This window comes from Verrucomicrobium sp. BvORR034 (genome assembly GCF_000739635.1).
Taxonomy (GTDB): domain Bacteria; phylum Verrucomicrobiota; class Verrucomicrobiia; order Verrucomicrobiales; family Verrucomicrobiaceae; genus Verrucomicrobium.
This window is the reverse complement of sequence record NZ_BATQ01000099.1, coordinates 20,124-32,290: the sequence shown is the minus strand read 5'-3', so window position 1 is coordinate 32,290 and position 12,167 is coordinate 20,124. Positions and strand designations below refer to the sequence as shown.

Here is a 12,167-nt window from a genome sequence, read left to right as displayed (position 1 = left end):
GAAGCCCCAAGTCCCCGCCAGGGAGGACTTGAGGCTCAAATGGCTGTCAGAGGACCGAAGCTTAGGCCACGGCGGCGGTGTCCTTTTCCTTGAGCACTGCCTTGCGGCTGAGCTTCACGCGGCCCTTGTCATCCACACCGATGCACTTGGCAGTGACCACGTCACCCACCTTGACCACGTCTTCCACCACGTTGACGCGGAAGTCAGCGAGTTCGGAGATGTGAATCAGGCCGTCCTTCTTGCCGCCGAGCGACATGAAGGCGCCGAAGTTGGTCGTGCTGACCACGCGGCCTGTGTAGTTCTTGCCGACTTCGACTTCACCCACGGTGTTGTTGACGAGCTCAAGCGCGCGCTCAAGGGCTTCCCTGGAGCTGGCATAGATGAGGACGGTGCCGTCGTCATTGATGCTGATGTCCGCACCAGACTCGGCCTGGATGGCCTTGATGTTCTTGCCGCCAGGCCCAATGAGCTCACCGATCTTGTCGGGGTTGATCTTGGTCTTCTCGATGCGGGGAGCGAACTCGCTAAGGGATTTGGGAGCAGCGATCGCGCTCTTCATCACTTCGAGAATGTTCGTACGGCCGGTCACCGCCTTGACGATGGCTTCGTTGAGGATGCTCAACGGGATGCCTGGCAGCTTGAGGTCAAGCTGGAAGCCGGTGACACCGAGTTCGGTGCCGCAAAGCTTGAAGTCCATGTCGCCGAAGTGGTCTTCGCTGCCGATGATGTCGAGCATCGTCAGGTAGCGGCTCATCTGGTTGTTGGCGTCGTACTCGCTGACAAGGCCGACGGAAATCCCTGCCACGGGGCGCTTGAGAGGCACACCTGCGTCGAGGAGGGCCATCACACCGGAGCAAACGCTGGCCATGGAGGTGGAACCGTTGGATTCCATCACTTCGCTGGACACGCGCATGGCGTACGGGAAGTCTTCCGAGGAAGGCACCACCGGCTCAACGGAGCGCTCAGCGAGTGCGCCGTGACCGATTTCGCGACGGTTCTGACCGCCGAAACGGCCGGTTTCACCCACGCTGAAGGGAGGGAAGTTGTAGTGCAGAATGAAACGCTTGGTGGTTTCGCCACCGGCGTAGTTGTCCATTTCCTGGGCTTCATCGAGCGGAGCCAGAGTGGCCAGCGCGAGTGCCTGAGTTTCGCCACGGGCGAAGAGGGCCGAACCATGGGACCGGGGAATGAGGCCAGTCTCGCCACTGAGGGGGCGGAGCTGGTCGATGCCACGGCCGTCAGCGCGGGTCTGCTTGTCCAGGATGGCCACGCGGAAAGCCTTCTTCTGAAGGTAGTCGAACGCCTGGCTGATTTCGAAATTGCCGGACTCGGGATAGCGGGCCTTGATGGCGGCTTCCACTTCATCACGCAGGGCTCCCACGGCCTTGCTGCGCTCCACTTTGCTGGGGCGATAGATGGCGGCCTCGATGCGGCTGCCTGCGACTTCGTAGGCGATCTCAAGGAGTTCGTCCTTCACCAGCATGAGCGGCACTTCGCGCTTCACCTTGCCAGCCTTGGCGCGGAGTTCTTCCTGCACGGCCACGAGCACCTGCACGTGTTCCTGGGCGAAAGCGAGAGCCTTGATGAACTCAGCTTCGGGCAGCTCATTGGCAGCGCCTTCGATCATGATGACTTCGCTCTTGTTGCCCACGTACACGAGGTCCAGATCGCTCTTGGCGCGCTGGCTGTGAGTGGGGTTCAGCACGAACTGGCCGTTCACACGACCCACACGCACGGCACCCACGGGGCCAGCGAAGGGAATGTCGGACACGCAGAGGGCGGCGGAAGCGCCGTTGATGCTGATGATGTCGGCATCGTTCTCACCGTCTGCGCTCAGCAAAAGGGCGACGATTTGGGTGTCGTAGTAGTAGCCCTTGGGGAAAAGAGGACGCAGCGGGCGGTCCGTCATGCGGCAGGTGAGGATCTCCTTCTCGGTCGGACGGCCTTCACGCTTGAAGTAGCCACCGGGGAATTTGCCGGCTGCAGCAGCCTTTTCTTTGTACTCGACGGAAAGGGGGAAGAAGTCCTGGCCTTCCTTCACCTTGGTAGCGGACACAGCGGTCACGATGACGATGGTGTCACCCTGACGGACGGTCACGGCACCGTCAGCGAGTTTCGCCAGCTTGCCGGTTTCGATGGTGATGTCGCCGTTGGGAAGCGCGGCTGTGATAGTGTGAATAGACATGGTCTAAAATCTTTAAGATTAACGTTTTAGGTCGGATTGCGCCCGGACGATTGTCTACTCTGCTCCGGTTGACGGAGACATGAGTGACGCTTGCCTGAATTGATTGGGAGGCAAGTGCCCGGTTACGCGGGCGGGTTGGCATCCGGCCAACCCGTTTGGATGCGAATGCTGATGCTAAAAACAGGAAAAGGGCCGCTCGGGAAACAGCTCCCGGTGCCCGTACAGACCTAGGGTCTGCGATCCTGAAAGCAGAAAGGCGAGACCTTTGGAGCCCCGCCTTTCGGCAAAAACTTTAGCGGCGCAATTTGAGCGCCTTCAGCAGACTGGCGTAACGCCCCTCTTCAGTGACCTTGAGATAGTCAAGAAGCTTGCGGCGGCGGGCAACCATCTGGAGCAGGCCGCGACGGGACGAATGGTCCTTGGAGTTCGTGGCGAGGTGCTGCGTCAGGTGGTTGATGCGGTCAGTGAGACGAGCGATCTGCACGTCTGCGCTGCCGGTGTCCTTCTCGTGAAGCTGGAAGGACTTGATTTCGTTGGTTGCGGTTTGGCTCATGGTTGAAACTGTCTCCGCCTACTTGGCGGCGGTGGTTCACGGCAATGTGTGGAGCCTGAAAACAAGCACGGAATATGAAGTGTGCAAGCGGAATTTTGTTTAAGGGAGTTAAGTTTTTAGCATCAGTTCCTGGCTGCAAATGACCATGTGGGCACCTCCGACTCTGCGGCAAGGGCTGGCAACGCTCTCCCCGGTTCTTAGTCTCCGCGATCTCCCGAATTCAGAGCCGCTCTGGAGGTTATTTGGAAAACTTTGACGGATTTGTCCTCCAGACATCCGCTGGTTCGTCGAGACCTTGAAAGAAAGGACCAAGACCGCCATGAGCCCCCAAAATTTCAAAACACCAGAGGTAGTCTCGCCAGAAAAATGGTTGGAGCAACGCAAGGCTCTGCTTGCCGACGAGAAAGCACTGACCCGCCAGAGGGACCTGTTAAATGAAGCCCGCCGGGCGCTCCCCATGGTGGAGATTGCCAAGGACTATGCCTTCGACACCCCCGCAGGTAGAAAGAGCCTGCCGGATCTCTTCGAAGGACGCCACCAACTGGTGATCTACCATTTTATGTTTGAGCCCGGTGACCCTCCGCCCGGCAAGTCCGGTGAGCCTTGGGACGAGGGCTGCTCGGGCTGTTCCTTCATGGCGGACAACGTGGGGCATCTCTCCCACTTCCACGAGAGGGACACCACCCTGGCCTTCATCTCCCGGGCTCCGCTACAAAAGATCGCCCCGTTCAAGGATCGGATGGGCTGGACCTTTCCCTGGTACTCCTCCTTCGGCAGTGACTTCAACTACGACTTCCATGTGACCACCGATGAGTCCGTGACGCCAGTGGAATACAACTACCAGGACAAGGCCACCCTCGAGAGAAAGGGTGAGACCTACCACATCCAGGGTGAGCAGCCTGGGATCAGCGTCTTCCTAGCCCTCGACGACAAAATTTACCACACCTACTCCACCTATGGTCGCGGCATGGAGATGGTCCTGGGCACGCTGCACTTCCTGGACCTCACGCCGTTTGGGCGGGGCGAAGGCTGGGGCGGCATGCCCGATCTCGATGGCCAGGGCATCTTCTGGACCCGTCACCATGACAAATACCAGGAGCCCGTCCCCGAATCGACCTGCTGCCACGCAGATTGATTCCTGAAGTCTTCTTCACGCTAGAACCGACAAACAAACCTCCAAACCACCCACCCCATACTACCATGAGCCAAAACGCCACCCTCGAAGCCGAAGCCCCCAGCCAGTCCTGTGGAGACATGAATCCTCCCTCCAAGCAACACCAGTGGCTGGATCGCCTGGTCGGCACGTGGTCCTCCAAAGGCGAAGCCAACTGCATGCCCGGCCAGCCAGCCATGCAGCTCAGCGGCATTGAAACGGTCCGGTCCATCGGCGGCTTCTGGGCCCATACGGTGATTGAGAGCGACAATCCGGAGATGCCTTACACCCAGCTTGTCACCGTCGGCTACGACCCGGACAAGGAAAAGTACATCGCCACCGTGGTGGACTCCATGAGCGGCTATCGCTGGCTTGCCGAAGGCACGGTGGACGCTACCGGCAACAAGCTGACCATGGAAACCGAAGGGCCCTTCCCCTTCCGCGAAGCTCCCCTCTCCCGCTTTCAGGATGTCACCGAGTTCAAGTCTGACGACCACAAGGTCTTCACCTCCTCCATCCAGGAAGAAGACGGCGCCTGGACAGTCCTAATGAAGTTCGAGGCAAAACGTCTCCAGTAGGATGAAGAATTCGACCGTTGCCAGGGTGACAAAAAAGATGCTTTGGCAACGGTTGCAACCTGCAAGATCATTCTCTCCCTCCACACACCCAAAGTGTGGGCGACAGACGATCCCTCCAAGCACTGGAATTCCCTCAACAAGATCAAACTTCGCTCTCGCTCGCACTTCATCTTCAACTCCCTCCTCAGCTGCTCATGTTCACCAAAATCATCCTCGCTCTCGTTCTAATCGTCGGCATCGTTTTCGTCGTGGCCGCCTTCCAGCCCAAGGATTTTCGCGTCGCCCGCTCTACAACCATTGAGGCTCCCGCTGGCACCGTATTTGACCAGGTAAACGACTTCCACAAATGGGAAACTTGGTCCCCCTGGGCCAAGCTGGACCCTCAGATGAAACAGACCTTCGAAGGACCGGCATCTGGCACCGGATCCAGCTACGCCTGGGCGGGCAACAATCAGGTGGGGGAAGGTCGCATGACCATTCTGGAAAGCCGCCCGGGAGAACTGGTGAAGATCAAACTGGAGTTCATCAAGCCCTTCGCGGCCACCAATACCGCAGAGTTCACCTTCAAGCCGGAGGGAAACAAGACCGCCGTTGACTGGACCATGCTCGGTGAGAAAAACCTCATCTCCAAAGCCTTTGGTCTGGTGATGAACATGGACAAAATGATCGGCGGCGACTTTGAAAAAGGCCTGGCCGACCTGAAGCGCGTGTCAGAAGCTGCCGCAAAAACGCCGCAACCTTGATTCCTTTTTTGCTTCCTCCCGTGGCACGCAGGCCTGCGGGAGGCCGGAATTGCTATTTCCCATAACCTGCCAGCTGCAATGAGCAGTCTTTCGTTCCATAGGCACAAGCTGGACCACCTCTCCCTGGTCATGGGGCGGCATGTCGATCGTGGCCATGTGCCTGGCCTGGTCTATCTGGTAGCCCGTGCCGGGGAGGTCCACATTGAGGCTCTGGGCACCTTGGAGGTTCATGGCAAGGTTCCCATGGAGCGCGATACCCTCTTCCGCATCGCCTCACTGACCAAGCCTGTTGCCGCAGTAGCCGCCATGATTCTGGTGGAAGAGTGCATTCTTCGCCTGGACGCGCCGCTGGACAACTGGCTGCCGGAACTGGCGGAACGGAAGGTGCTGCGTAAGATTGATGGCCCGCTGGATGCCACCGTCCCCGCCCACCGGTCCATCACTCTGCGGGATCTGCTCACCCTGCGCATGGGACTGGGGCACATCATGGAGCCCTGCGACGACTGGCCGATTCGTCAGTTGCTGAACGAATGCGGCCTTCTGCTCGGGCCACCCCAGCCTCAGAGCCTTCCGTCGGTGGACGAATGGATGACGCGGGTCGGGTCCCTTCCGCTCATGTATCAACCCGGAGAACGCTGGCTCTATGATCTGGGGATGGACATCCTGGGGGTTCTCATCGCCCGCGCAACAGGACGCCCGCTCGGGCAGTTCCTGGCGGAGAGAGTGTTCGCCCCTCTGGGCATGAAAGATACTGGCTTCCATGTTCCCGCAGAGTCTCTTCATCGCCTCGCGGGATGTTACGCTGGCGGCGACGTAACTGACGAGCTTGTGCCGTATGACTTGCCCGCTGGGAGTCAGTGGGCCACCCCACCCCTTTTCCCTTCTGCGGCGGGTGGACTCGTCTCCACTGTGGAGGACTACCACCGCTTCTGTCACATGCTGCTTGCTCAAGGGCAGCTCCCTGATGGAGGCAGCCTGATTTCACGCGCGGCGGTAGAAACGATGACGACCGACCAACTGACCGTCGCGCAGCGAACGGCCCCAGATGTCTTCTTTGGTGACAGCCGGAGTTGGGGACTGGGACTGGGCGTCTGCATCCATCGGGACGACCTCTGTGCCACTCCTGGCCGTTTCGGTTGGGACGGAGGTCTGGGCACCTCGGCCTATACGGATCCCAAGGAAGGTCTCATCGGCATCCTCATGACGCAGAGGTTGATGGATTCCCCCGAGCCCCCGGCCCTCTTTTCCGACTTCTGGACCGGCACCTACCAAGCACTTAGCGACTGATCAGAATCTTTCCCACAGACAGAAACAAAACTCAGAACCACCCACCCAACCATGAGCCAATACACAGACGGATTCCTGCTACCTCTCGCCAAGGACAAAGTGGAAGAGTACCGCGCCATTTCAGCAAAGGCAGGGCAGATCTGGAAAGACTGCGGTGCCTTGGAATATCGCGAATGGATCGGCGACGACCTGCAGGTCGAAGGTCAAATGCCGTTCCCTAAAGCGGTGACTGCCGGCGAAAACGAAACCGTGGTCTTCGCCTGGATCACCTATGAATCCCGGGAGCACCGGGATGCTGTGAATGCCAAGGTGATGGCAGATCCCCGCATGGCCGAGATGATGGACCCCTCAACCTGTCCTTTTGACTACACCCGCATGTACTACGGCGGGTTCACCAATCTGGTCACGGCATGATCCAGAGCGGATCATCCACCTCCAACCTACCTACCATGAAAAGCTTAACTCGCTCCACACTGGCGGCCCTTGTTCTTGCCGCTCTTTCCCTTCACCTTCAGGCTCAAGAGGCACCTCAGATGCCCAAGCCCACCAAGGAACACGAATGGCTTAAGAAGTTCGTCGGCGACTGGACTTCAGAAACCTCCATCCACATGGAACCCGGCAAACCGCCGTTGAAGGCGCAGGGTACGGAAACGGTGAAGTCGCTCGGAGGCTTCTGGATTGTCAGCGAGGGCAAAAGCGAAATGATGGGGCAACCCTTCCTTTTCAACCTCACGCTGGGTTACGATGCCGATGCCAAGACTTACACCGGAACCTGGGTGGACTCCATGAATGGCTACCTCTGGAAGTACAGCGGCACAGTTGACGCCTCTGGCAACAAGCTCACCCTTGAATCGGAAGGCCCCTGCCCAATGGAGCCTGGCAAGATGTTCAAATTCAAGGAAGTCACCGAGTTCAAAAGCGACAGCGAACGCACCTTCACTTCCAGCATGCAGGGAACAGACGGCAAGTGGATCACCCTGGTCACCGGCGTGTCCAAAAAGAAATAGGAGCGCACTTACAAGTCCCAATGCGAAAAAGCCGGCAGAGTGTCTCTGCCGGCTTTTTTCATTTTCAACGAACGGTTGTGCGGATCAATCCGGCACGGCCTGTGACTTGCCCGTTTGACCGGCTTTCACGACGAGCGACTGGGTCTCCGGATCCAATGACGCCACTTTGAAATAACGCCCGTCCAGATAGGCTCTCCGGCCGTGGTAGTGCTCAGCATTGGCCGAAACGAGTTGCAGATAGAGGTCTTTGTAAATGAAGGCCAGATTGGACTCATCCTTCTTTTCCGGGTCCCGTCCTTTGTCACTGAACCAGCCCAGAGGTGCATTCCATGAGGCCGTGCCCGCGATCACCCCCAAGTCATATCCTGGGCCTCTTACGGTGTTGAGATCGAAGTAGAGCTGGCCGTTCTTCTCGACGACTTCAAGCGTACCGCCCTGCCCGTCGATCCAGACCCCGGTCACTGGCTCCCCTTCATTCTTGACGGCCCGCTGCAACCACGCCGCCCGATCCAAACTGAGGGAAGCCGCTTTCTCATACCACGCAGAGGACTTGGTCTTGCCGCCCGCTTTCTCCTGGGCCGCATCTGCCTGGATATCCCGATAGCCCACCCACTGCCGCTGCACCGTCGCAATCTCCTTCATCCGCTCTTCGCTGAACTGGGTCTTTGCCGCCGCCCAGGCCGCATTCAGCTCTTGATCGGCCTTGTCGTATCGCTCTTTGGCTGCCGCAGAGTCCGGGGGAGCTGCCATGAGGGCCGCCGGGAACTGGAGGCCGAATGCCACGAATAACAAGGTGGCGAGCGCTGTCGCTCCGTGACGCAGATGGAGTCTTGTGTGAAGGTTGGGGGTCATGGAGAAACCGTGCTTCATCTCGTAGAACTGGCAATGGGATTTTTCCCATGACGATGCGACCCACTCAAATCTCAAAAAAATCTGGTCACGTGTCGAAAGCTGGCGACCACAATCGACCAAAGGGTGAATTCAATCTGCGACCACCATGCAATACACCTGCCTTATCTACCTCGACGAAAAGAAGTTCTATGCCCTGTCCAAGGACGAACAGAATCAAATCCACAAAGAATGCGGCGAATGGCATGACGACCTGGTCAGAGCCGGCAAAAGCCCTCACGGCTCTGCCCTCCAGCCCGGCTCCACCGCCCATACCTTCCGTATGCAGGATGGGAAAGTCATCATGACGGACGGCCCCTTTGCCGAGACCAAAGAAGTGCTCGGCGGATTTGACACGCTGGAGTGCGAAAGCCTCGATGAGGCCCTGCAGATTGCCGCGAGATTTCCCGGCCTCAAGGCAGGAGGCGCCATGGAGGTGCGCCCCCACATCGTCGGCAATTGCGAGGCGGTGTGAAGAATGCCCAGTATGACCTGATGATGCGACCGCGAGCATGAGCCCATGCTCGCGGGTTTGCTTTACCCCACACCGCACCAAGTTGGTCTCATCAGGTGGGGATGGTCACTTTCTCCTCCACCTGGGCTGACCTTGAACCCGGAGGCGGCGGAAGTGGCCGGTCCTCCGGGAGATCATTCACCACTTCTTCAGCAAGCCCAAACTCCTCCACCAGCATTTCATTGCGGTGATTTGAATCCCGAATGGGCTCCTCTGAAACACGACCATCGGCGTGCAACGTGACCCTGTTACCGAAGGCCAGACCAATGACATTCTCGCCACGATTCTTCCGGATATAAACACTGTAGTTGAAGGGGCTCCAACCCCGCGTGCCATCGTACCGTGCACGATAGTCGTCTCCTGTGGCACCCCAGGACTCCAGCCGGCAGACTAGGCCCTCAGGCTGATGCACGGGCCGCCAATGGATGTGCCAGCGCCCCTTTTCCCACACAGACCGGCAGCCCCATGCACCGTGCTCCACCTGCGCCGCCCCCTCTGCCTTCAATTGCAAGGGCTGCACATGCAATAGGGCGGAATCCACCAGGAAGCGAGTACCTGCTGCAGTGACAATTACGGTGCCGTGGTTGGGAGGCAGATCCGGCACCGCCATCATGGTCGCCACCCCTCGGATTGCATCGAAGCCCAAGACCTGGAGAAGCGATTGCAACGCACCCGCACTCGACCAGCAAGTACCGCCGGTACCGTATCGCAGCCACCCGTCAAAAAACGATCCTGCCGCCCCTCCAGGCAGCGGCCCCGGATCCCCTGCCCGCACATGTGTGAGCTTGAGTGCGTTGTCGAAAGGCACCTTCTGACACCAGGCACCGTACACCGCCCTCAGCGCCTCAGGCGTTGGCGAGGCAGGGTGGTCAATCTCAAGTCGGTCGAGGATACGACCTAGCAACGGGATGGAGAGAGAATCGGCAATCATTCGCAGGGGCAAAGAGACATTGTGTCGACCTAAAATGTTCAACACCTCTTCTCCCGCTACGTCAGCAGCCGCTCGATGGTCTGGTGCAGCATCTCAATTCGCACCGGCTTCGTCAGGTGGGTCGTGAAGCCAGCCTTGAGGCTGTCAGCCACGTCTGACTCCATGCCGTAGCCGCTGAGCGCGATGGCCGGAACGTCCGAAGTCTTTCTTATTTCCTCGATCAACTCCATCCCCGATCGGTCCGGGAGGCCCAGATCGCTCACCACAATGTCGAATGGCTGCGTCGTGGCCAGTTCCAGCGCTGCCCCGCAGGTGGAGGCAGTGGCCACCTTGTAACCGCGCTTGCGAAGCAGTCTTGCCAGGGTGGTCAGAGTGTCCACATGGTCATCCACCAGCAGGAGCGCTGCCGCATGAGAAGGGATTTTTTCCGCACTACGACCTGTGGCTTCCCCCGCAGAGTCCCCCGCTTCGAGAGCTATCCAGGGCAGCTCTACCGTAATCGTGGCCCCTTGATCCAAACCTCCGCTGCTCGCCTGCACCGACCCGCCGTGCTTCTCGACAAAGGTTCGGGTGATGGCCAATCCCAGCCCCAAGCCTCCAAACTCGGCATTCACGTTTCGGTCGCCCTGTTCGAAGGCATCAAAAATCCCCGGAAGCGCTTCCGCCGCAATGCCGCGACCACTGTCGGAAATCACAATCGCCAGACGATTCTGATCCCTGTTGCTGGTGGAGACAGAGATGGTTCCACCGGGAGGAGTGAATTTGATCGCATTCTTGAAGATGTTCCACAGCGCCTGCTGGAGACGGGCTGAATCTCCGGAAACGGTCACCTGGGTGGCATTCAGGTGCAAACTCAGATGATGTTTGTTCTGTACGATGTCCAGCTGGCAGATCTCCAGGACATTGTGAATCATGTCATGGAGATTCACTGGTTCAGCCCTGAGGTCGAGCTTCCCGTTGATCAGCCGCTGGAAGTCCAGCAGATCGTCAATGATCCGGGCCTCCAGTTGCACGTTGCGCAGCACCGTGGCGATATCTTCCCGGTAGGCCGCTGGCAGTGTCGAATCGTCATACAAGCTCGACACGATGGCGAGCACGGGATTGAGCGGGGTGCGCAGCTCATGGCTCAACATCGCGAGGAAACGGTCCTTCGCCTCACTCGCCGCCTTGACGCTGTCAAAGAGTCTGGCTTTCTCAATGGCGACGACAGCCTGGACGGCGATACTGGAAACGATGCGTTCGCTCCTTTCTGTGAAAATCGAAGCCCGTTCGCTGCCGAACACCAGCGTTCCCAGGAACTGTCCCTGGCCATCGATAACCGGCACCGCCAGGAATGCCTTGACGGGCAGCATGCCGGTCAACGCCAGGATAAGAGGATTGCCTTTCACAAACTCAGAAGGCATGGAATGCAAATCTTCCACCTTGAGAAGCTCCCCCTCCCCAAACTGGGTGGTGAAATGATCATCGTCATACTTTGAAGGCAACTGGTGGAGGACAGAGCTCCGCTTGCCTGCTTTGGCAATGAGCGTCCATGCCGGGGCATCCTGTTCCTTCAGAATAAACAGGCCAAAATCCGCCATCGTCAGCTCCGTGGTGGCATCCACCACCGCCTGGATGAGATCTTTGAGTTCCACTTTGGTTGCCAGGAGGAGGCCCACCCGATGGAGCGTTTCCAGCTCATCGTAGAGGGCTAGAACCCCAGTATTGGTCTCCTCGAGCTCCTTGTTCGCCCGCGTGATGGCCTTCTGCTGATCCTCCATGTTGGCCATGATCCGCATGAGCTCCTGGTTCTGCCACTGAATCTCTTCCAGGGTGCTGGATGAACGCTGTGAGCCGATGTTGTCAACGATGGCTTGAAGCTGGATGCCCGTGTGGCGCGCTGCCAGGGGTGGGAGGTGTTTCCGCATCGTCACCGTGGTGCCCCTGACAGACGTGTCAAACTCCACCTCGTTCATGAGACGTTGCGACCCTGGGATGCCCAGTCCGAGCCCCGTCGTGGAAACAACCTCCCCAGTCAGAACTTTCTGGAGATTGGGGATGCCTTTGCCCTTGTCTTTCACCACCACCACCAGGCTCTGCAAAGCCCGGTGCGGATTGCGGGAGACGTGTGCTGCCGTCTGCACTTTGAACTCAATGCGCCCACCGCCAGCGTAGTCGTAGGCATTGCGCGCAATCTCAGAGACGGCGGTGGCAATGGCCGTCTGCGCCTGACGGTCGAACCCCAAGGCCTCCCCCAGCTGTCGGGCACGTTGGCGGCAGAGCACAAGATCATGCTCCGTCCGCAATTCCACGGCCAGAAGCTGCAGTGTCTCAGGGGCAGAGCTCATC

12 protein-coding genes are annotated in these 12,167 nt (G+C 58.7%); 7 read left to right on the top strand and 5 right to left on the bottom strand.

Translation table 11 applies throughout. The features are described from left to right. Positions 1 to 61: 61 nt before the first annotated feature. Both BV034_RS16715 and rpsO read right to left on the bottom strand, forming a co-directional pair. Positions 62 to 2,185, bottom strand: a complete 2,124-nt coding sequence (locus tag BV034_RS16715; protein ID WP_050028139.1) for a polyribonucleotide nucleotidyltransferase — start codon at positions 2,183 to 2,185, stop codon at positions 62 to 64. A gap of 292 nt (positions 2,186 to 2,477) precedes the next feature. Then, positions 2,478 to 2,738, bottom strand: a complete 261-nt coding sequence (rpsO, locus tag BV034_RS16710; protein WP_009962082.1) for a 30S ribosomal protein S15 — start codon at positions 2,736 to 2,738, stop codon at positions 2,478 to 2,480. Between the two features lie 319 nt (positions 2,739 to 3,057). Between rpsO and BV034_RS16705 the strand changes: the two genes are divergently transcribed. From BV034_RS16705 to BV034_RS16680, 6 genes are all read left to right on the top strand, one after another. Next, complete coding sequence (locus BV034_RS16705) at positions 3,058 to 3,873, top strand: DUF899 domain-containing protein (RefSeq protein ID WP_050028159.1); 816 nt, start codon at positions 3,058 to 3,060, stop codon at positions 3,871 to 3,873. Between the two features lie 65 nt (positions 3,874 to 3,938). Further along, complete coding sequence (locus BV034_RS16700) at positions 3,939 to 4,469, top strand: DUF1579 domain-containing protein (protein ID WP_050028138.1); 531 nt, start codon at positions 3,939 to 3,941, stop codon at positions 4,467 to 4,469. A gap of 194 nt (positions 4,470 to 4,663) precedes the next feature. After that, complete coding sequence (locus BV034_RS16695; protein WP_050028137.1) at positions 4,664 to 5,212, top strand: SRPBCC family protein; 549 nt, start codon at positions 4,664 to 4,666, stop codon at positions 5,210 to 5,212. Between the two features lie 78 nt (positions 5,213 to 5,290). Continuing rightward, on the top strand, positions 5,291 to 6,499 hold the full coding sequence (locus BV034_RS16690; RefSeq protein ID WP_050028136.1) for a serine hydrolase domain-containing protein: 1,209 nt from the start codon (positions 5,291 to 5,293) through the stop codon (positions 6,497 to 6,499). Positions 6,500 to 6,550: 51 nt separating this feature from the next. After that, on the top strand, positions 6,551 to 6,913 hold the full coding sequence (locus BV034_RS16685) for a DUF1428 domain-containing protein (protein WP_050028135.1): 363 nt from the start codon (positions 6,551 to 6,553) through the stop codon (positions 6,911 to 6,913). A gap of 35 nt (positions 6,914 to 6,948) precedes the next feature. Continuing rightward, entirely contained in the window at positions 6,949 to 7,506 is a 558-nt protein-coding gene (locus BV034_RS16680) for a DUF1579 domain-containing protein (protein ID WP_050028158.1), read from the top strand. A gap of 84 nt (positions 7,507 to 7,590) precedes the next feature. On the opposite strand, the gene BV034_RS16675 is transcribed toward BV034_RS16680, so the two are convergent. After that, entirely contained in the window at positions 7,591 to 8,358 is a 768-nt protein-coding gene (locus BV034_RS16675; RefSeq protein ID WP_265593094.1) for a lysozyme inhibitor LprI family protein, read from the bottom strand. A gap of 145 nt (positions 8,359 to 8,503) precedes the next feature. On the opposite strand from BV034_RS16675, the gene BV034_RS16670 reads away from it, so the two are divergent. After that, positions 8,504 to 8,869: a YciI family protein gene (locus tag BV034_RS16670; RefSeq protein WP_050028133.1), complete on the top strand. Its 366-nt coding sequence runs from the start codon at positions 8,504 to 8,506 to the stop codon at positions 8,867 to 8,869. Between the two features lie 91 nt (positions 8,870 to 8,960). On the opposite strand, the gene BV034_RS16665 is transcribed toward BV034_RS16670, so the two are convergent. Together BV034_RS16665 and BV034_RS16660 are read right to left on the bottom strand one after the other, a co-directional pair. Continuing rightward, positions 8,961 to 9,839, bottom strand: a complete 879-nt coding sequence (locus BV034_RS16665; protein ID WP_050028132.1) for an arylamine N-acetyltransferase — start codon at positions 9,837 to 9,839, stop codon at positions 8,961 to 8,963. Positions 9,840 to 9,895: 56 nt separating this feature from the next. After that, the gene (locus BV034_RS16660) at positions 9,896 to 12,166 is read right to left on the bottom strand and encodes an ATP-binding protein (protein ID WP_050028131.1); all 2,271 of its coding nucleotides are present in this window, start codon (positions 12,164 to 12,166) and stop codon (positions 9,896 to 9,898) included. Position 12,167 lies beyond the last annotated feature (1 nt).